This window comes from Agarivorans litoreus, assembly GCF_019649015.1.
GTDB classification, from domain to species: Bacteria; Pseudomonadota; Gammaproteobacteria; order Enterobacterales; family Celerinatantimonadaceae; genus Agarivorans; species Agarivorans litoreus.
Genome location: NZ_BLPI01000001.1, coordinates 3,229,389 through 3,247,731, shown reverse-complemented (window position 1 = coordinate 3,247,731; position 18,343 = coordinate 3,229,389). Strand labels below are relative to the sequence as shown.

The 18,343-nt window shown below is 44.8% G+C and carries 16 protein-coding genes; 4 read left to right on the top strand and 12 right to left on the bottom strand.

The window, feature by feature from the left end:
- The first annotated feature begins 46 nt into the window (after positions 1-46).
- Positions 47-1,030, top strand: a complete 984-nt coding sequence (locus K5L93_RS14930; protein WP_220720546.1) for an aldo/keto reductase — start codon at positions 47-49, stop codon at positions 1,028-1,030.
- Between the two features lie 312 nt (positions 1,031-1,342).
- Here the strand turns inward: K5L93_RS14930 and K5L93_RS14925 are convergent, their stop codons facing one another.
- Positions 1,343-1,840 (bottom strand): fasciclin domain-containing protein, encoded by a 498-nt coding sequence (locus K5L93_RS14925; protein WP_220720545.1) that lies wholly within the window; start codon positions 1,838-1,840, stop codon positions 1,343-1,345.
- 302 nt (positions 1,841-2,142) lie between these two features.
- On the opposite strand from K5L93_RS14925, the gene K5L93_RS14920 reads away from it, so the two are divergent.
- Complete coding sequence (locus K5L93_RS14920; RefSeq protein ID WP_220720544.1) at positions 2,143-3,885, top strand: choice-of-anchor I family protein; 1,743 nt, start codon at positions 2,143-2,145, stop codon at positions 3,883-3,885.
- 85 nt (positions 3,886-3,970) lie between these two features.
- On the opposite strand, the gene K5L93_RS14915 is transcribed toward K5L93_RS14920, so the two are convergent.
- Positions 3,971-5,686: an NAD-dependent malic enzyme gene (locus tag K5L93_RS14915; protein ID WP_220720543.1), complete on the bottom strand. Its 1,716-nt coding sequence runs from the start codon at positions 5,684-5,686 to the stop codon at positions 3,971-3,973.
- A gap of 205 nt (positions 5,687-5,891) precedes the next feature.
- On the opposite strand from K5L93_RS14915, the gene K5L93_RS14910 reads away from it, so the two are divergent.
- The gene (locus K5L93_RS14910) at positions 5,892-7,115 is read left to right on the top strand and encodes a threonine/serine exporter family protein (protein WP_220720542.1); all 1,224 of its coding nucleotides are present in this window, start codon (positions 5,892-5,894) and stop codon (positions 7,113-7,115) included.
- Between the two features lie 149 nt (positions 7,116-7,264).
- Here K5L93_RS14910 and K5L93_RS14905 read toward each other — a convergent pair whose 3' ends face one another.
- Complete coding sequence (locus tag K5L93_RS14905; protein ID WP_016400309.1) at positions 7,265-7,525, bottom strand: EF-hand domain-containing protein; 261 nt, start codon at positions 7,523-7,525, stop codon at positions 7,265-7,267.
- Positions 7,526-7,884: 359 nt separating this feature from the next.
- On the opposite strand from K5L93_RS14905, the gene ggt reads away from it, so the two are divergent.
- On the top strand, positions 7,885-9,624 hold the full coding sequence (gene ggt / locus K5L93_RS14900; RefSeq protein WP_220720541.1) for a gamma-glutamyltransferase: 1,740 nt from the start codon (positions 7,885-7,887) through the stop codon (positions 9,622-9,624).
- Positions 9,625-9,849: 225 nt separating this feature from the next.
- On the opposite strand, the gene nqrM is transcribed toward ggt, so the two are convergent.
- From nqrM to K5L93_RS14855, 9 genes are all read right to left on the bottom strand, one after another.
- Positions 9,850-10,086 carry a (Na+)-NQR maturation NqrM gene (nqrM, locus tag K5L93_RS14895; protein ID WP_016400311.1) on the bottom strand — a complete coding sequence of 79 codons (237 nt, stop codon included), beginning with the start codon at positions 10,084-10,086 and terminating at the stop codon, positions 9,850-9,852.
- Positions 10,087-10,103: 17 nt separating this feature from the next.
- Complete coding sequence (locus K5L93_RS14890) at positions 10,104-11,129, bottom strand: FAD:protein FMN transferase (protein ID WP_220720540.1); 1,026 nt, start codon at positions 11,127-11,129, stop codon at positions 10,104-10,106.
- Between the two features lie 3 nt (positions 11,130-11,132).
- A complete protein-coding gene (gene nqrF, locus K5L93_RS14885; RefSeq protein WP_220720539.1) occupies positions 11,133-12,356 on the bottom strand; it encodes an NADH:ubiquinone reductase (Na(+)-transporting) subunit F in 1,224 nt (407 codons plus the stop codon).
- A 31-nt stretch (positions 12,357-12,387) separates the two neighbouring features.
- Entirely contained in the window at positions 12,388-12,996 is a 609-nt protein-coding gene (nqrE, locus tag K5L93_RS14880; protein ID WP_016400314.1) for an NADH:ubiquinone reductase (Na(+)-transporting) subunit E, read from the bottom strand.
- Between the two features lie 4 nt (positions 12,997-13,000).
- Complete coding sequence (locus K5L93_RS14875) at positions 13,001-13,633, bottom strand: NADH:ubiquinone reductase (Na(+)-transporting) subunit D (RefSeq protein WP_016400315.1); 633 nt, start codon at positions 13,631-13,633, stop codon at positions 13,001-13,003.
- Positions 13,626-14,411 (bottom strand): Na(+)-translocating NADH-quinone reductase subunit C, encoded by a 786-nt coding sequence (locus K5L93_RS14870; protein WP_016400316.1) that lies wholly within the window; start codon positions 14,409-14,411, stop codon positions 13,626-13,628. Before K5L93_RS14870 ends, K5L93_RS14875 begins: the two co-directional genes overlap by 8 nt.
- Complete coding sequence (locus K5L93_RS14865) at positions 14,401-15,618, bottom strand: NADH:ubiquinone reductase (Na(+)-transporting) subunit B (protein WP_220720538.1); 1,218 nt, start codon at positions 15,616-15,618, stop codon at positions 14,401-14,403. Before K5L93_RS14865 ends, K5L93_RS14870 begins: the two co-directional genes overlap by 11 nt.
- Positions 15,619-15,620: 2 nt before the next feature.
- Positions 15,621-16,961: a Na(+)-translocating NADH-quinone reductase subunit A gene (locus K5L93_RS14860; RefSeq protein WP_220720537.1), complete on the bottom strand. Its 1,341-nt coding sequence runs from the start codon at positions 16,959-16,961 to the stop codon at positions 15,621-15,623.
- A gap of 296 nt (positions 16,962-17,257) precedes the next feature.
- The gene (locus tag K5L93_RS14855) at positions 17,258-18,328 is read right to left on the bottom strand and encodes a TRAP transporter substrate-binding protein (RefSeq protein ID WP_220720536.1); all 1,071 of its coding nucleotides are present in this window, start codon (positions 18,326-18,328) and stop codon (positions 17,258-17,260) included.
- Positions 18,329-18,343: the final 15 nt, after the last annotated feature.

Below are 18,343 nucleotides of genomic sequence, written 5' to 3'. Positions count from 1 at the left end.
TAACTCTATACTTGAGCCAACTTCCTCCATTAAATTGGGTAACTATATGCAATACCGTCGATTAGGCCGCAGCGGCCTGCAAGTGAGTGAATTTGGCTTAGGCTCGTGGGTAACCTTTGGTAAACAAGTGGATTTATCAGCGGCCAAGCAGATCATGGCAAGGGCTTATGATGCTGGTATCAATTTTTACGATAATGCCGAAGGCTACGAAAGCGGCGAGAGTGAACGGCTAATGGGTCAAGCCATTGAGCAACTGGGCTGGTCTCGCGATAGTTTTGTGGTATCTAGCAAAGTATTTTGGGGCGGTGATAAACCCACCCAACGTGGGCTAAGCCGCAAACATGTATTTGATGCCTGCCATGCAGCACTTAAACGCCTGCGAGTAGATTACCTAGACTTGTTTTACTGCCACCGCCCAGACATTGATACGCCAATTTACGAAACTGTACGCGCCATGCACGACTTGGTTTGCCAAGGCAAAGTAATGTATTGGGGCACATCTGAGTGGAGCGCCCAACAAATTACCGAAGCATGGGCAGTGGCTAAAGCCGAAAACTTACATGCCCCAGTAATGGAGCAACCACAATACAACATGATGGTTCGTGACAAAGTAGAAGCCGAGTACCTGCCGCTTTATTCTTTAACTGGACTAGGCACCACTATTTTCTCTCCATTAGCGAGCGGCTTGCTCACTGGCAAATACCTAAATGGGGTACCAGAGAATAGTCGTTTAAGTTTGCCTGGCTATGAATGGTTGCGCGATATGCTAATGGGTGAAAACAACAAACTTGAGCAAATTGCCCAGCTAAACCAGCTCGCTCAGCAATTAGACATGCCATTGCACCACTTGGCCTTAAACTGGTGTTTACGCACTCCCAATGTAAGCAGCGTGATTTTGGGCGTATCTAAACTGGAACAGCTTGAAGATAACTTGCAAGCGCTAACCAACAGCAGCAGCTTAAATCAGCAAGTTTGGCAGCAAGTGGATGATATTCTGGGTAATAAACCAGCAGGGCCAGAACGCTTCTAGTGTTTTAAAAATAAGCCCTTACAACAATAGAGCAAAAGCTCTACCACGGCATACTCCCTCTTGGGTAGTATGCTGATCACAGTCTTTGGAAAAACCACCTGAAACAAACATATTACGAGTTACTTTTGACACAACTTGTCTATACTGACAAAAAGGTGTTTACACCTACAAAACAACAATAGTACTAAACGCATAAATCGATTAGGGGCCTTAAGGCCCCTTTTATTTTTGGTCGCCGCTAGGCTTGGCAAGCGGTCTATAACCATTACCCCAAAAAATAGGCAGGGTTTAATTTATGCCCTGCCGATACACCTATTTTGGTAACAATACGGTGTCTACAACATGAATCACACCGTTGCTAGCTTTAATGTCTGCAGCCACTACCTTTGCGTTATTGATCATTACCGTTTCACCGCTAGTGCTAATGGCTAACATTCCTCCTTGAACGGTTGTAGCGCTCTCAATGTTAACTACATCGGCTGCCATGACTTTTCCAGCTACAACATGGTAAGTAAGCACGGCGATTAACTTATCTTTGTTCTCAGGCATGAGTAACATTTCCACGGTTCCTTCAGGCAATTTTGCGAAGGCTTCATCGGTGGGAGCAAACACCGTAAAAGGCCCATCTCCCTTTAAGGTATCAACCAATCCAGCGGCTTTCACAGCGGTAACTAAAGTAGTAAAAGAGCCATTCTCGACGGCCACATCAACAACGTCCTTTTTCATGCCGTGATGGTCAGCGTGAGCCAGCATTGAGAATGTCATTGTTGTGATAATCAAAGTAAATACACTTGCAATTCGTTTAATCATTGTCTCTTTCCTTCAAGCTTAAGTTGCGTAGGTTTCGAGAATGGTTACGGCTGGCAAATTTGCTTAGATCAAACGAAAAGCACAATCGTTCCACTTTTATCAAACTAAAGCGTTAAATAGATCAGATGGAATAGTTATTATATTCAATTACTTACACAGCAGGAAATCGCTAAAATCTTCAGGCTTAAGTTCACGCTTTACCTTATTGGAATATTTCATTGATTGTCATATTTTCGTCATCGTAAAGTCACATTGAGTACACAAAATGCCCTTCGAATTGTAACTATTTATAGGGATATAACATGATGCTCAAGAAGAGCTTGGTTTCATTGGCAGTAATTTCTAGCCTAACATTAACAGCGTGTAGTAGTGACGATGGTCAAAATGGTTTAAACGGTGAGCCTGGCGCAGATGCTGTTAGCAGCATCATGCTTAATCCGGTTGGTCGTGCAGTATTAAACCCAGACGGTGCTGCTGAGATCCTGCAATACCACGCTGCTACTCAAACTATTTATGCCATTAATAGCTCTGACGCAACGGTTGAGATGATTGATGCCTCTGGCCTTAGCTCTGAGCAACTAAGTGCTCCAACCAGCGATACTAACCTAAGCGCAACCCCACTTACTTTGCCAACCGAAGCCAATGGCGTAGCTCTGGGCGGAGCCAACAGTATTGCCGTGCATAATGATTTAATGGCAGTCGCCATAGAAGCCGACGCGCAAGCCAACAACGGTTTCATTGTTTTCTACAATGGTTTAAACGCCGGCACTCCTGTGTTCCTCAGTGCTGTTGAAGTAGGAAACTTGCCAGATATGGTAACTTTCACGCCTGATGGCAGCAAAGTAATTGTGGCTAACGAAGGTGAGCCAAGCGGCGATTACAGTAACGATCCTGAAGGCTCAATTGCAGTCATTAGCGTAACTGATGGAACACCAGCAACTAGCGCCACTATCATCGACTTTACTGGCTTTAACGGCATGCAAAGTGAGCTTGAAGCTAAAGGGCTACACTTCCCTAACCCAAGTGGTCGTACTTTAAACGGCCAAGTAATTGCCACCACTGTTGCACAAGACTTAGAGCCTGAATACATTACCGCCAGCAACGACATGGCCTATGTAACGCTTCAAGAAAACAACGGCTTAGCACTTGTAGATTTAAGCGATAACAGCGTGCAAATTATCGGCTTGGGATATAAAGACTGGTCAGGGTTAAACTTTGACGGGAACGAAGATGGCACAGTGAGCTTTGGCCAATACGACGGCTTATACGGCGCGTACATGCCAGACACCATTGCCTCTTTCTCGTGGAATGGTGCGCCGTTCCTCATCACTGCCAACGAAGGTGATGCACGAGAGTATTTCTTTGATGTAGCCGACGAAGCTGCCTGTGTTGCTGCGGGTGGTCAAGACTACGATGAAGACGATGGTTGCTTAGCCTTTACTGAAGAAGTAAAACTTAAAAACCTTACCGCCCAAGCAGGCTCTAAGCTAGAAGCACTGCAAGCCGGCGGCGAGATTGATGACCTACGCGTAACTAATGTACTGGGCGATGCCGACGGCAATGGCGAGTATGAAACTGCTGTAGCCTACGGCGCTCGCTCATTCACCGTATGGGATCAAAATGGTTTAGTAGTATTCGATTCTGGTGATGAAATTGGTCGCATCACTGCAGCACTTCACGGCAATGCCTTTAACAACGGTGATGATGAGAACGAAGGCGACTCTCGCTCAGAAAACAAAGGCGCTGAACCCGAAGCGCTAACAGTTGGCACTGTTGGCGACAAAACCTACGCCTTTATTGGCCTAGAGCGCATGGGCGGCATTATGGTTTACGATGTAACTAACCCTTACAACAGCAAGTTCGAAACCTACGTAATTAACCGTGACCTAACAGAAGGTTTAAGCGTTGATGACAGTATTGGTGACTTAGCCCCAGAAAGCTTGGTATTTGTTGCCGCCGATAACAGCCCAACCAGCCAACCATTATTGTTGGTAGGTAACGAAGTAAGTGGGTCGTTAACAGTATGGGAAATTACTGCTAACTAAGGCTAAACCCTACATCCACTCTTCACACAAAAAAGGAGCCGATTGGCTCCTTTTTATGCTTAACAGCTAATTAATTGTTAAGGCCTTATACTCTGCGGTATGGCAGGTAAATAGGCTCCCACATATGTTCGGCAATTTCTTGGTCGATGTCTTTACCACTCAAACAGCCTTGCGGATCTGTTTCTTGAATTTGCTTTAAAATCGCTTTAGCGACAAAGCCAGAAACTTCTTTTAGCTCACGCATTCTTGGGAATACACAGCCGCTGTCTAAGTCTTCTTGAGAAACATACTCAGCCAAAGCAAACGACGCTGTGGTAAACATTTCCATGGTGATTTTGCTTACGCCTGAAACGATGGTTGCAAGGCCAACTGCGGGGAAGATAAACACATTGTTACCCTGACCAATACGGTAGTTTTTACCGTTGTAATCTACGTCGTCAAAGGGGCTGCCGGTGGCCACAATGGCTTGGCCATTGGTCCACTTGTATACATCTTCTGGCAGAGCTTCACAGTTATCTGTTGGGTTAGATAGCGGGAATACCATCGGGCGGTCGGTATATTCCAGCATCTTTTTCACATGGCTTTCTTTAAATGCGCCGCCTACGCCACTACAGCCTAATAATACGGTAACCGGCGTATTATCGATAAGCTCGCCCAAACTCGCCTTGCCTGCTTCGGCTAGCGTCCAGTTTTGGGCTAGTTCAAATGGCTTAGCGTAACGTTTTTTGTATTCATCGAGATCTTCACGGTTGTCAAAAACCACTCCGCGAGAGTCTAGAATGAAAATACGATCACGCGCCTCTTGGTGGTTAATGCCCTCTTTAAGCAAACCAGCAAAAATTTGGTCGGCAACACCTACGCCGCCAGCGCCAGCACCGTACACAGCATAAACTTGCTCACCAAGGGTTTCGTTTTTAATTTTAGTAGCGCCAATCACGCCAGCCAAAACTACAGAACCGGTACCTTGAATATCATCGTTAAATGATGGCAATTCGTCTTCATACTTAGATAAGTTATCGAAGGCATTAGACTTACTAAAGTCTTCCCATTGCAACACCGCTTCGGGGAAGTGCAGCTTAGTTTGCGCCACAAATTTCTCGATGAAGTCTTGATACTCTTGACCACGCATCCGTTTTTGCGGAAGACCTAAATACATGGGATCGTTGAGTAAGTCTTGATTATCGGTACCTACATCAAGCGCAATCGGCAAACAACGTGCAGGGTGAATACCGGCGCCTAAGGTATACAGTGACAACTTACCAATAGGAATACCCATGCCACCAATGCCTAAATCGCCTAGGCCGAGAATACCTTGGCTGTCGGTAACCACTATAATCTTAATATCTTTACCGGCGAAGTGGCGCGCCATCTCGCCCATTTGGTCGACATTCTCTGCGGTAATGTATAACCCGCGGTCTTTTTGATAGCGGTGGCTAAATTCCTGACAGGCCTTACCCACTGTTGGGGTATAAATGATCGGCGCCATTTCTTCAATGTGGCGTGATACCAATGCATAAAACAAGGTTTCGTTTCTGTCTTGCAGTGCGCGTAGATATTGGTATTGCTCTATGTCACTACAGGCACTTAAAAAGCCTTGGTAAACACGCTTTAATTGATCTTCAAAGGTTTGCGGCTTGGGAGGCAACAAGCCCGCCAAATTAAAGGCTTCGCGCTCTTCAAAACTAAAAGCTGAGCTTTTATTTAAAGTACGATCGTTAAGTAATGCGTTACCAGATATTGAAACAGGGCGAAACTCGTTACCGTTTTCGTCTTTCCAACGTAAATATTTACCAGCGGCCATGGTGTCCTCCGAGACAGCACGTGAGAATAATTAGCTAACTGTAAATGATAAATGATCAGGCCGATTCTGTACGCTATTTCATTAAAAAATAGGAAAATTTCTCTGGTTAAAACGCCAGCAGGCGTTTTTTATCTCAAGACAACTACACCAAATGCCAATCAGTGGGATACAATTAAGCATCCGCTTTTTAGAATTAGCCCCCGCATTGAAACAATCAAGCTTTGAAGTAAAACGTAATTTCATTATCAGACTAGGCAAGGCCCTACATAAATATGGTACGCCTGCGTTTCGCTTAGAGTCACACCTAAGTAATGTCGCTGAAACCTTAGGCCTAAATGGCTATTTTTTAGTGACTCCTACTTCTCTCACCTTTGTATTGTGGGCACCAGACGATACTCAAGAATATAACTATGTGATGCGAGTAAAGCCCGGTGAAATTGATTTAGGTTTATTGGCGCGCACCAATCAACTGGTAAAAAAAGTTACCGAAGAAGAAATCAGTTTAACTGAAGCAATAGAGCGGCTTAACCAAATGGCCAATCAACCAGCTTTACACTCTCCTTGGGTAATTTGCTTGGCCTTTGCCATTACTGGCGGCGCATTTGCCATGTTAATGTCGGCCAATTGGAGCACCATTATTTGGTCGAGCTTGCTTAGTTGTATTTCATTTTATTTGGCGTATCGCGCCGAGCACTCTAAAGGGGTGCTTGAAGCGTTAGAGCCGGTAGCTGCACTACTCTGCTCCTTTGTGGCGGTGGCTATTTCTCAGTTTGTGCCTGATTTAAACATACCCATTGTGGTGCTGTCGGCGATCATTATTTTCATTCCAGGTTTATCGCTCACCCTTGGTTTAAGTGAGTTAGCAGCACGCGAGCTTATATCGGGCACGGCAAGGGTAATGGACGGCATTATGGTGTTGTTTAAACTCTATTTTGGCGCGGTGTTAGGCATGGCCTTTGGTGCTCTAATTTGGGGGCAGGTTGATCTTCAATCTAGCTTTGTTAGCACCTGGTGGATTAAGTGGCTAGGTGTGGTGTTGTTATCCTTAGGCCTTAGCGTGGTATTTAAAGTACGCGCTAAAGATTTACCGTGGGGCATTCTTTCGGGAGTGATTGCCTACGCAGCCGCTTTTGCTGGCAGTGCCTATCTAGGCGAAGCATTAGGCCCTTTTGTAGGGGCATTTATTGTGGGTGTATATGCAAACCTATTTGCCAAATTAACCAAGTCACCTGCATCGGTGGTATTGCTACAAGGCATAGTATTGTTGGTACCGGGTAGTAAGGCTTATATCAGCTTAAATTCATTAGTATTAGGTGAGTCAATGGTGAGCATTCCCAATATTGGTTCGCAAACATTTTTGATTTTCATGTCGATTGTGGCGGGGATTTTATTTGCTAACGTAGCGGTACCGCAACGTAGCTCGCTATAAAGGAAAAAAGGCGCTTAAGCTAGCACAGACTTAAGCGCTGGAAAATTATCGAGGATTAAAACTGCTACAAACTAGACCAAATCGCAGAAAAATTGGCCCCCGACAGCGTCCTAAAATTGGATCGGTTCACGAAAACATAAAGGAACTAACTATTCAGCTACTTCGCTGTTTTCAGGGTCTTCAGGTTGAACGGAAATTTCAAGGTTTATGAATTCTGCTTGGCTTAATACACCATCCTGGTCTGTATCAAGCTCACTCCATACTTCAGTAAGGATCGGTAGTTCGGCAGCTTCTTCCATGCTTACCACCAAATCTTGGTTGGTATCTAGGTCTTTGAACACTTCACTATTTGCCGAGGCTAGGCTAGCTACAAATAGCGCTAACACTGGAAAGCTATACTTCAAGTTCATAAGAAACTCCTTGTTTAACATCTACTTCACTAAATGGCCGCTAACTAGGTTTAGCGGTTGACGAACTACATATAGCAAAGGTCGAACCAACTTTTAAAAAACCTTTAAAATCAAGCTCATAACCACAAATCACGGTCGCAATTTAAATGCCAGCGTCGCCGAAAAGCGACACCTAAATAGCGATAAAAGCCAAAACCGACGAGTTATGCGGCTTCAAGCTGTCTCTTATCTACGTCACTGCCGTGCTCAATTCTCATACAAATAGAAAAATCTGCATAAATTCAGTCACATAAACAAGCGATGGCGATTAATATATGGACTGCTACACTGGCTAAATACGCATTAAAAAAGGATTTAGCATGTTTACTCGCAGCCTCATTGCATCAACACTAATAATTAGCGGCTTTTGCTATTCAAATAGCCAAAGCACCGATGCTTATGCCCCAGAGTTAGCCAGCGGAGTGCAGGCTAAGACCGAGGTCACTGCCAAAAAATTCATGGTGTCGGCTGCTAACCCCTTAGCGGTTGAAGCCGGTTATGAGGTACTAAAAGCAGGCGGCAACGCCGTAGATGCAATGATTGCCGTGCAAAGCGTACTAGGCTTGGTTGAGCCGCAATCCTCAGGGATTGGTGGCGGCGCTTTTGTGGTGTATTTCGATGCGGCCAAGCAACAACTCACCACCTTTGACGCCCGAGAAACCGCTCCTTCACAAGTTGATGCTGGCTTGTTTCTGGACCAACAAGGTAAACCGCTAAAGTTTTATGACGCAGTGGTGGGTGGACGTTCAGTAGGCACACCTGGAGTTATCGCGCTGTTTGAAGAAATGCATCAGCGCTACGGTAGCAGCAATTGGCAAGATTTGTTTAAACCGGCAATCGGCCTAGCCAAAGAAGGCTTTAGAGTGAGCCCGCGATTGGCGAAGCTAATTGCTGGCGACGCTGAACGCCTCGGCCGCTACCCAGAGGCTCGTAACTACTTTTTTGATGACTCAACCGAGCCTTTACGCGAAGGGCACTTACTACAAAACCCTGATTACGCTAACACCTTACGGTTGGTTGCAGAGCAAGGTGCTTCAGGTTTTTATCAAGGTGATACCGCCAAAGCAATTGTTGCGGCTGTTGGTCAATTCAATGACAACCCCGGCTTGCTTAGTGAAGAAGATTTAGCCAATTACCAAGTAAAACAGCGCCCTGCCCTTTGCACAGCTTACTTTCAATACTCAATATGTGGCATGGGACCACCTAGCTCAGGCGCTAGTACCGTTGGACAGATCCTCGGCATTGCTGCGCATTACCCCTTGGCAGATTGGGGACCTAATAATCCACAAAGCTGGCGTATTCTCGGCGATGCGTCTCGCCTAGCCTTTGCAGACCGAGGCGCCTACCTTGCCGACAGTGATTTTGTCGACGTGCCACTTAGCAACTTACTAAGCCCTGAGTACCTTGCCAAGCGCGCTAAGCTGTTAAGTGGTGATAAAGCCTTAGCCTCGGTAAACCCTGGCGAGTTGCCTTTAAACGCCAATCGCAGCATGGACCAAAGCCTAGAGCTTCCTTCTACCACTCACATCAGTATTGTGGATGCCCAAGGCAACGTACTGTCGATGACCAGTAGCATTGAGAATGCCTTTGGTTCGAGAGTATTTGTAAAAGGATTCTTACTAAACAATCAGCTGACTGACTTCTCATTTGTCGCTGAGAAAAACGGCAAGAAAGTGGCGAATGGAGTCGCAGCCAATAAACGCCCTCGCTCTTCTATGGCGCCAACCATTGTTATGGAAAACAAACAGCCAATTATTGCCATTGGCTCACCGGGTGGCAGTAGCATTATCGGCTATGTAGCACAGAGTTTAGTTAACCACTTGAGCTGGGGAATGAGCCTACAACAGGCTGTTGAACAGCCTCATTTAAACAATCGTTTTGGCACCTTTGAGTTAGAAGCCAATACAGCCGCCGTAGATCAGCAATCGGCCTTAGAAGCCTTAGGCTACAAAACCAAAATCAAAGACATGACTTCGGGTTTGCAAGGCATTAGGATCTACCCCGATAGGTTAGTAGGTGTGGCCGATCCTAGGCGTGAAGGTATTGCCAAAGGAGACTAGCACTAATACCAATCGTACTAAGTAACTGTTCATTCTATCTGGTTAAAATACTCGATAATAGCGTTAGGATTTTTGATTGTAGAATAACTACTTATCGCAAAATCCTGTCTTATTCTCGAGTATTTTTCCTGCGTTATTTCTGATCACTTACTTAGTGTGATTGGTATAAAACAAAAAAACAGCGCAAAGGCGCTGTTCTTTTTTTTAATGATAAAGCCCTTAGCCTTAGATAATGCGATGCTCATCTAACATGGCTTGGCGAGCCTTTTTCTTCTGCTCAACCAAGGCCATTTTGGCTTTGCGTTTATCGCAAGGCTCGGGACAGTCACACACTTTTTCGATGCCTAAAGAAGCAATTCCGCCACAGCTTCCGCTAATGGTTTTCTTTTGGAAAATATAGCCCACAGCCATGGCGGCAATAACCACCATGAAGAAAATGAATGTCACCAAAAAATAAGCCATTACGACTCCTTATTCTGTTATTGGACTACAAAAGGCACAAATTTGGCGCTGATATGCTCAACAAATTCGTTCTCTTGTTTCTCGATAATATACACCGCTAGCTGTTTAGCTTCAGCAAATTCCATCGCTTGCTCCACCCCCATTACCGTAAATGCGGTGGCGTAAGCGTCAGCCATCATGCTGGTTTCATCGATAACGGTTACCGACACAATATGGTTGGCAATCGGCTTACCGGTATTTGGGTTGATGGTGTGTGAATATCTGACCCCATCTTGCTCAAAATAATTTCGGTAATCACCCGATGTTGCTAAACCATTATCACCCGGTGCAATCACTTTTTGTACAGCCCGCTGTTCAGCCAAGGGTTTCTCTACAGCAATGCGCCAACCAAGGGCTTTGTCGTTGTGTCCTTTTAGGCGTAACTCACCACCAATATCGACCATATAGTTCAGGTAACCTTCAGCTTCCAGCAAATCGGCAACACGATCTACTCCGTGGCCTTTTGCAATAGCAGATAAATCCACATAAAGCTCAGGTAGATCTTTTGACAACTTACCAGCATTCAAACTTAAGTGCTGGTAGCCAATTTTAGCACGAGTCTCGTCGAGTAACTGGTCACTAGGTCGCTTCTCGGGACGCCCCTCTGGACCAAAACCCCATAAATTAACCAATGGGCCTACAGTTACGTCAAAGGCACCATTAGAGTCTTCAGAGAGCTGTAAAGAGGCTTCAATCACCAAAGCTAGATTATCTGAAATGCTAATCGCCTGATTACTAGAATGCTGGTTAAAACGTGACAATTCAGAATCGGCTATGTAGGTAGACATCTCTTGATTGACTTGTTGTAACACTTGGTCAATTTTAGCTTGCAGCTTGTCGCCATCTGGCAGTTTGGCCTTGGGCTCAACTAACTTTATTTGGTAATAGGTTCCCATAGTGCGCCCTTCAATTTGTAAGGTATACAAATTGCTTTGCTCACTACAGCCACTAATAAAAAAGGCTAGCCCAAGCAGGGCTAGCCAATAATGCTTCACTAAACTCACGGTTTAGCCACCAAAGTCATCAAGTAGAATATTTTCGTCTTCCACACCTAAATCTTTAAGCATGTTAATAACAGCAGCATTCATTACCGGTGGACCACACATGTAGTACTCACAATCTTCTGGGGCATCATGGTCACGTAAGTAGTTTTCAAACAGTACGTTGTGAATGAAGCCTGTTTTACCTTCCCAATCGTCTCCAGGTTGTGGGTCAGATAGAGCAACATGCCATTCAAAGTTTTCGTTTTCACGAGCCAACATGTCGAAGTCCTCTTCATAGAAGATCTCGCGACGTGAACGTGCTCCATACCAGAAGCTAATTTTACGCTTTGAGTTTAAGCGCTTAAGCTGGTCGAAAATGTGTGAACGCATTGGCGCCATACCCGCACCACCACCAATAAATACCATTTCAGCATCAGTATCCTTGGCGAAAAACTCACCAAACGGACCAGAAATGGTTACTTTATCACCCGGCTTAAGGTTAAAAATATACGAAGACATCTTACCGCAAGGTAGGCTCATGTTGTTTGGCGGCGGCGTAGCAATACGCACGTTCAGCATGATGATGCCTTCTTCTTCAGGGTAGTTCGCCATTGAGTAAGCACGAATGGTTTCTTCGTCTACTTTTGACTCTAAGTTGAAGAAGCCAAAATGCTCCCAGTCGCCACGATATTGCTCTTCTACATCAAAGTCAGAGTACTTAACGTGGTGAGCTGGTGCTTCAATTTGAATGTAACCGCCCGCGCGGAATGGCACTGATTCACCGTCTGGAATTTGCAGTTTAAGCTCTTTAATGAAGGTTGCTTTGTTATCGTTTGAGATAACTTCACAATCCCATTTTTTCACCCCAAAAATTTCTTCTGGTAACGAAATTTTCATGTCTTGCTTAACATTAACCTGACAGGCTAAACGTAAACCGGTAGCAGCATCACGCTTGCTGATATGATCTAATTCAGTAGGAAGAATATCACCGCCACCCTCATGAATGTGAACATGACACTGACCACATGAGCCACCGCCACCACAAGCAGAAGATACAAAGATACCTGAATTGCCTAATACACCCAGCAACTTACTACCCGCTTGAGTAGTAATCGCCTTGGCAGGATCGTCATTAATTAAAATTTGAATGTCACCAGAACTTACCAGCTTAGACTTAGCAAACAAAATGATTGTTACTAAAGCCAAGACGAGCAAGGTAAACATGGTTACGCCGAGAATGATTTCCATCGACTAATTTTCCTTGTAGTTATTGGCCGTCTTAAAGCTGAACGCCTGAGAACGACATAAACGCCATTGCCATTAAACCTACAGTGATAAAGGTAATACCTAAACCACGTAAACCATCTGGCACGTCTGAATACTTCATCTTTTCACGAATACCGGCTAGCGCCACAATGGCTAACATCCAACCGATACCACTACCTATTCCGTATACCAAAGATTCGCCTAGGTTGTACTCACGTTGCACCATGAACGATACACCACCAAAGATGGCACAGTTAACGGTAATCAAGGGTAAAAAGATACCTAGAGCTTGGTACAAGGCCGGGAAGTACTTATCTAATACCATTTCTAGTATTTGTACTAAGGCAGCAATAACACCAATAAAGGTAATGAAGCCCAAAAAGCTTAAATCAGCATTTGGCAAGCCAGCCCAGCTTAGCGCGCCAGGAGCCAATAAGTTGAAGTAGATAAGCTGGTTTACTGGTACTGAGATACCCAATACCACAATAACCGCTACACCCAAGCCAAATGCAGTTTTAACTTTCTTAGAAACCGCTAGGAAGGTACACATACCTAGCAAGAAAGCTAAAGCCATATTTTCAATGAAAATAGAGCGAACTAACAAACTAATATAATGTTCCACTCGATTACTCCTTCGGCTCTACTTGCTCTGGGTATGCAGTACGCAAGGCCCAAATCAACAAACCAATAATGAAGAATGCCGAAGCAGGCAATAATAATAAGCCGTTTGGTTGGTACCAACCGCCATTGTTAATCAATGGCATAATTTCGATACCAAATAGCGAGCCCGAACCAAATAGTTCACGAACAGCGCCTACTGACATCAAAATAGCACCATAGCCTAAGCCATTACCGATACCATCAAGGAATGATTTAAACGGTGGCTCCTTCATTGCGAAGGCTTCTGCACGGCCCATTACGATACAGTTGGTAATAATCAAACCAACAAATACCGAAAGCTGTTTAGAAATGTCATACACCACCGCCTTAAGCACTTGGTCTACCACAATTACTAATGAAGCAATAATCGCCATTTGAACAATGATTCGCACACTGCTAGGAATGTGATTACGAATCATAGAGATGAACAAGTTAGAGAATGCAGTAACAACAATTACGGCTAGGGTCATTACAAACGCAGTTTCTAACTTACTGGTTACCGCTAATGCAGAACAAACACCAAGCACCTGCAGTGCGATGGGGTTATTTGCAAAAACAGGCCCAAATAGAACCTTTTTGGTTTCCTTAGCATCAGCCATTGTTTAGGCCTCCCTGTTGCAACTTGGCAAGGAACTTACCAAAGCCTTTATCACTTAACCAAAATTTGAAGGTGGCATCGACACCGTTACTGGTAAGCGTTGCACCAGATAATCCGTCCACTTCGTAAAGCGAGTCGGCTGGAGCACTACCTTTAATCACAGAAATCGCAGTATCGCCGTTTTCATCAAACAGTTTTTTGCCGATGAACTTGTCTTGCCACAATGGATTGGCTACTTCACCACCTAAACCAGGAGTTTCCCCTTGGTCATAATAAACAATCGCATCAACGGTATTGCCGTCTGGCTGAATAGCCAAGAAAGCGTACATAGTTGACCAAAGACCGCGACCATGTACTGGCAAAATAACCCGTTCAATTTCGCCTTGCTCGTCTTTAACAAGATACACACTAGCAAGGTTAGAACGACGTACGATACCGGCAATATCTTCTTCGCTAGATAAACGAATACTGGTTGCTGGATCTTTAGCTGATTTGCGCTGTTCAAAGGTAGCAGGGTCAATTTGATCTTGAGAAACAAACTCACCGGTTTCGATATCAATCACGCGCGGCTCAATCACCTGCGAGTAAACATCAGCTACCTTGCGGCCATCTAGGGCTACACCAGATACTGCCAAGATATTTTTTTGCTTATCTTCAACCGCATTCTGCTGCTGCATCCCTCGTAGACCAACTGCTGCAAGAGATACAACAATTGAACACACTAAACTTACGCCAACAACAACCTTAATGGTTTTGGCTAAGGAATCATTACTGGCCATCGCGAGCAAGCCTCCGTTTGATATTGGCTTGAACTACAAAGTAGTCAAAAATTGGAGCAAACAAATTAGCGAATAGAATTGCCAACATCATGCCTTCTGGGAATGCCGGGTTAACTACGCGAATTAACACCACCATCACACCAATTAAACCGCCATACCACCATTTACCTTTGTTGGTAAATGAAGCTGATACAGGGTCGGTTGCCATAAAGAACATACCAAGAGCAAAACCACCCAATACTAAATGCCAATGTGGAGGTAGCTGGAACATCATGTTGCTGTCAGAGCCAACCATGTTCAATAGCAAGCTGCTAATCACCATACCAACCAATACACCAGCAACAATGCGCCAAGATGCAATACGCGTGAAGATCAGGAATAGACCACCTAGCGCTAACAAGAAGGTTGAGGTTTCGCCACTTGAACCTTGAATAAAGCCAAAGAATGCGTCGCTCCAAGAGATACCTTGGTCAACCAAACCTTGCATGCCTTCTGCTGCAACAACGCTTAGTGCTGTTGCGCCAGAGTAACCGTCTACTGCGGTCCATACCGCATCACCAGAAATGGCAGTTGGGTAAGCAAAGAATAGGAAAGCACGACCAGCTAAAGCAGGATTTAAGAAGTTTTTACCGGTACCGCCAAATACTTCTTTCGCCACTACAACACCAAAGGTGATACCTAAAGCAACTTGCCACAGCGGCATGGTTGCAGGCAGCGTAAGTGCAAATAAGATAGAGGTAACAAAGAAACCTTCGTTAACTTCATGACCACGCACAGAAGCAAACAATACTTCCCAAAAGCCACCAACAACAAAAGCGGTTAGATAGATAGGCAAAAAGAAAATTGCCCCATATATCATCGACGCAATCCAGCCAGCTTCGGCCCCCGTTGGAACCCCTAGCATGCTAATTAGCGCGCCATGCCAATCGTCTGGTACGGTACCAGCACCAGCAATAATGGCTTCGTTAGCTTGGATACCCGCGTTGTACATGCCAAAGAACATAGCTGGCATTAAGGCGACCCAAACAAAAATCATGATACGTTTTAAGTCAATCGCATCACGTACGTGAGTGTTTTTCTTAGTTACCAAGCCTGGCGAGTATAAAAACGTCGCTACAGCTTCGTATAAAGCGAACCACTTTTCATGCTTACCGCCAGGTAAGAATTGCGGTTCAATCTTTTCAATATAATCTTTCATACTGCTCATGCTTAACCTTCCTTCTCAATCTTGGTCAAACAATCACGTAGCACGCTACCGTACTCGTATTTGCCAGGACACACAAAGGTACACAGTGCTAAATCTTCTTCATCTAGCTCTAAACAACCTAATTGTTGAGCACTGTCGGTATCATTAGCCAACAAATCTCGAAGCAATAACGTAGGTAAAATATCTAGCGGCATAATGCGCTCGTACTGGCCAATTGGCACCATTGCACGCGAACTACCACCGGTAGTTGTGGTGAATGAGAACAATTTGCTCTTATTAAGGCCAGAGATAAATATTCTCGCTAAAGAGAACTTACTGGTACCAGGTACAGCCCAGCCCATAAACTCTTTCTCATAACCTTCTTCCAGCGCAACAACCTGTTGATGATAACGACCGATATAAGCGTGAGGACCAGTAGCATGATTACCCATAAGTACTGAGCCAGAGATAACGCGGTGCTCGCCGTCAACCAACTCTCCATCGGTCAACTCATCAACGTTAGCGCCTAACTCGGTACGCACTAAACGAGGTTCTTTAACCACTGGACCTGCCAAAGACACAACCCGTTGGTTGTAAACTTTGCCGCTAGCGAATAAGTGACCAAATGCAATCACTTCTTGATAAGAAAGCGTCCAAACTGTGCGCTGAGCACTAGCCGGCTTTAAGGTATGAATATGCGTTCCAGCTAAACCAGCAGGATGCGGGCCAGCAAATACGTGTTCTTCAACACGGGCTGCATCCGATTTAGGTAAGCTATCATTTGCTTTACAAACAAAAACTTCCCCAGCAGTTAAACGAGACAAAACACGTAAGCCTGTTAAATAGGCACTTTCGTTTTGGTCTATTACTACTTTGGGATCGGCAGCGAGGGGGTTAGTGTCGATGGCAGTAACAAAAATGGCAGAAGGTTCTGAGTCTACTGCTGGCACTTTGCTGTATGGACGAGTTCTTAAGCCAACCCATTGGCCTGACTTAACTAACTTGTCTACAATCGTAGCGCGATCTGCGCTGTCGATTTCTGCATCGCTTAGGGCACCAAAATCGATACTATCGCCGTCTTGTTTTTGAATAACAACAGACTGCAATACACGTTGGGCACCACGGTTAATTTCTTGAACAACGCCAGCACAAGGTGCGGTAAATACAACGCCGGGGTTCTTCTTATCTTCGAACAGCGTCTGACCTTGGCTTACCACGTCACCCACTCGAACCTTCATTGTAGGGCGCATGCCTACATAATCTTCTCCGAGTACAGCAACTTTGGTAACAATAGACGCGTCTACTATTTGCTGTTTGGGACCGCCTTTTATAGGCAGATCCAGTCCTTTATTTATTGTAATCATACTCTCTTACACATGTGTTGGGTCGGAAGACGAGCGATGATTTCTGTGTAACTTTTGTACTCAAAATTGGGTAGTTCAGCTAACAAGTCTTAGACAATTAACTAACAAGACACAGAAATCGCGTGTATTCTAGCACCAATTAACCCTATTTCTCCAAAGAAAAAGGCCAAAAACCTAAGCTATTCGACTTAAGTGTTAGAGGATTGTTAACAGTTTTGTAAAACAAGTCATACATCCACCAAACAAAGCTCAAATTGCTGGCATATCACCCTAAATATAATACGGTAACTTTTAGCTTATTCTAAGGTTGTTGGATCCAGCTTAACCTGGTTGTACTTTAGTACGCCAAATTGAAACCGCTGATAACTATTGAGAACCTTTTCAAAGAACCGATCCTGCTGGGCTAACTCTTGAATCACTTCAACACTATACCTCTTAAGCGAAGCAAGCACGTCATCAGGGTATGCCAATACCTCTACACCATGCTCGTTGGCCAGCACATTGAGCGCTTCTATATTGTAGACCACATACTCGTTAAGGGTTTCTTGATTAACGACTTTGGTGGCATTTTCAACAATTCTTTGTAAATCAGCAGGCAAGGTGGCAAAAGCATCTTGGTTTATCACAAATTCTAAGGTAGTACTCGGCTCATGCCAGCCGGGATAATAATAATAAGGAGCCACCTTATGAAAGCCAAACGCGAGGTCGTTGTATGGTCCCACCCACTCAACAGCGTCTAACTCACCAGATTGCAAAGCAGTATAAAGCTGTCCAGCGGGTATATTTGTCGGCTGGCCACCTGCTAGTTCAAGCACTCGCCCACCTAGGCCGGGCAAACGCATTTTTAGATCTTTAAAGTCTGCAATAGTGGATATTTTTTTGTTATACCATCCACCCATTTGTGCGTCGGTATTACCACCAGGAAACGGAATTAAGTTATGAGGCGCATATAATTCACGCCATAGCTCTAGCCCTCCTCCAAGGTAAAGCCAAGCATTCAGCTCTTTTGCTTGCATGCCAAAAGGCACCGAACTAAAAAATGCCGCCGCAGGAAGCTGCTCTTGCCAATAGTAGGCTGCGCTATGGCCCATTTCAGCCTTCCCTTCCGACACCACGCTAAATACCTCTAAGGCGGGATAAAGTTCACCAGCACCATATACATTTATTTGCATACGGCCATTGCTCATAGCCGCCACTTCTTCAGCAAAGCGGTCCGGCGTTGAACCTAAACCAGGTAGGTGCTTTGGCCAAGAGGTCACCAAAGTCCATGTGTGCTCTACTGGCTGAGATTCGCCTTGGTTCGACGTGCGATCAAAACAAGCACTTAATAGCAGCGTTAATAACGCCACCTTTATATATACCCACATTAAACAATCCTTATT

Coding starts and splice junctions, on each gene's coding strand:
- K5L93_RS14905 (WP_016400309.1), bottom strand. CDS start 7,525: ATGAACTTGAAGTATAGCTTTCCAGTGTTAGCGCTATTTGTAGCTAGC.
- ggt (WP_220720541.1), top strand. CDS start 7,885: ATGTTTACTCGCAGCCTCATTGCATCAACACTAATAATTAGCGGCTTT.
- K5L93_RS14860 (WP_220720537.1), bottom strand. CDS start 16,961: ATGATTACAATAAATAAAGGACTGGATCTGCCTATAAAAGGCGGTCCC.
- K5L93_RS14875 (WP_016400315.1), bottom strand. CDS start 13,633: ATGGCTGATGCTAAGGAAACCAAAAAGGTTCTATTTGGGCCTGTTTTT.
- K5L93_RS14870 (WP_016400316.1), bottom strand. CDS start 14,411: ATGGCCAGTAATGATTCCTTAGCCAAAACCATTAAGGTTGTTGTTGGC.
- K5L93_RS14925 (WP_220720545.1), bottom strand. CDS start 1,840: ATGATTAAACGAATTGCAAGTGTATTTACTTTGATTATCACAACAATG.
- K5L93_RS14865 (WP_220720538.1), bottom strand. CDS start 15,618: ATGAGCAGTATGAAAGATTATATTGAAAAGATTGAACCGCAATTCTTA.
- K5L93_RS14930 (WP_220720546.1), top strand. CDS start 47: ATGCAATACCGTCGATTAGGCCGCAGCGGCCTGCAAGTGAGTGAATTT.
- K5L93_RS14855 (WP_220720536.1), bottom strand. CDS start 18,328: ATGTGGGTATATATAAAGGTGGCGTTATTAACGCTGCTATTAAGTGCT.
- nqrF (WP_220720539.1), bottom strand. CDS start 12,356: ATGGAAATCATTCTCGGCGTAACCATGTTTACCTTGCTCGTCTTGGCT.
- K5L93_RS14915 (WP_220720543.1), bottom strand. CDS start 5,686: ATGGCCGCTGGTAAATATTTACGTTGGAAAGACGAAAACGGTAACGAG.
- K5L93_RS14920 (WP_220720544.1), top strand. CDS start 2,143: ATGATGCTCAAGAAGAGCTTGGTTTCATTGGCAGTAATTTCTAGCCTA.
- nqrM (WP_016400311.1), bottom strand. CDS start 10,086: ATGGCTTATTTTTTGGTGACATTCATTTTCTTCATGGTGGTTATTGCC.